The organism is Heyndrickxia sp. NPDC080065 (assembly GCF_050281185.1).
Lineage (GTDB): Bacteria > Bacillota > Bacilli > Bacillales > Bacillaceae_C > Heyndrickxia.
Map to the genome: position 1 here is coordinate 1 of NZ_JBNNWS010000052.1, position 1060 is coordinate 1060.

The window sequence follows — 1060 nt, forward strand, 5'->3', positions numbered from 1 at the left end:
GAGCCAGCCGCCGAAGGTGGGACAGATGATTGGGGTGAAGTCGTAACAAGGTAGCCGTATCGGAAGGTGCGGCTGGATCACCTCCTTTCTAAGGATAATGGAAAACCACTTTCGTGGTTCTAACGAAGACGTTATCGTTTTGTTCAGTTTTGAAAGGTTAATCCTTTTAAATAAAATAAGTAATTCATAAAAACAACGACTACGGAATTTTCCATTATCGATGTTTTTTATTTCCTAAAATGTGGGCCTATAGCTCAGCTGGTTAGAGCGCACGCCTGATAAGCGTGAGGTCGATGGTTCGAGTCCATTTAGGCCCACCATATAAACACATTTGGGGCCTTAGCTCAGCTGGGAGAGCGCCTGCTTTGCACGCAGGAGGTCAGCGGTTCGATCCCGCTAGGCTCCACCAAAGAAAATAAAGTGAATTAGAAACAAACTAATACATTGTTTCTAATAATACTTTGGATAGAATTGCTCCTGCAATGCTTATTCGAGGAAGATTAGGTTCACCTCGGAGCAAGGCAGCATGAAGCAAATGCTACGATGTTTAATCATGATGTGATTGAAATGAGTAGCCTTGTTCCTTGAAAACTAGATAATATGAGAAATAACCAAGTAATAACCGAGAATCGCCACTTTATGGATAACGATCCATTTTTAAATTAAGAGACTGGCGAAGGAGGAACGAGCTATGCAAGGAAGCGGAGTCTTGGAGGAGCGGAGTGTATGCGATTAATACATGAGCACCGGAAAGACGAAGCTGACGTAGTAGAGCGAAGTTCATCGTTCGCCAGAGGTTAAGTTAGTAAGGGCGCACGGTGAATGCCTTGGCACTAGGAGCCGATGAAGGACGGGACTAACACCGATATGCTTCGGGGAGCTGTAAGCGAGCTTTGATCCGGAGATTTCCGAATGGGGGAACCCACTGCCCGTAATGGGGTAGTATCCTTACTTGAATACATAGGGTAAGGAAGGCAGACCCGGGGAACTGAAACATCTAAGTACCCGGAGGAAGAGAAAGCAAACGCGATTTCCTGAGTAGCGGCGAGCGAAACGGAAG

General features: G+C 45.8%; 2 tRNA genes and 2 rRNA genes. All 4 read left to right on the plus strand.

Annotated elements, in window-relative coordinates:
* Nucleotides 1–88, plus strand: a 16S ribosomal RNA gene (locus ACQKP0_RS25725); the annotation flags it as partial.
* Nucleotides 89–243: 155 nt separating this feature from the next.
* A tRNA-Ile gene (locus ACQKP0_RS25730) sits at nt 244–320 on the plus strand.
* Nucleotides 321–333: 13 nt separating this feature from the next.
* Nucleotides 334–409 (plus strand) — tRNA-Ala (locus ACQKP0_RS25735).
* Nucleotides 410–795: 386 nt separating this feature from the next.
* Nucleotides 796–1060, plus strand: a 23S ribosomal RNA gene (locus ACQKP0_RS25740); the annotation flags it as partial.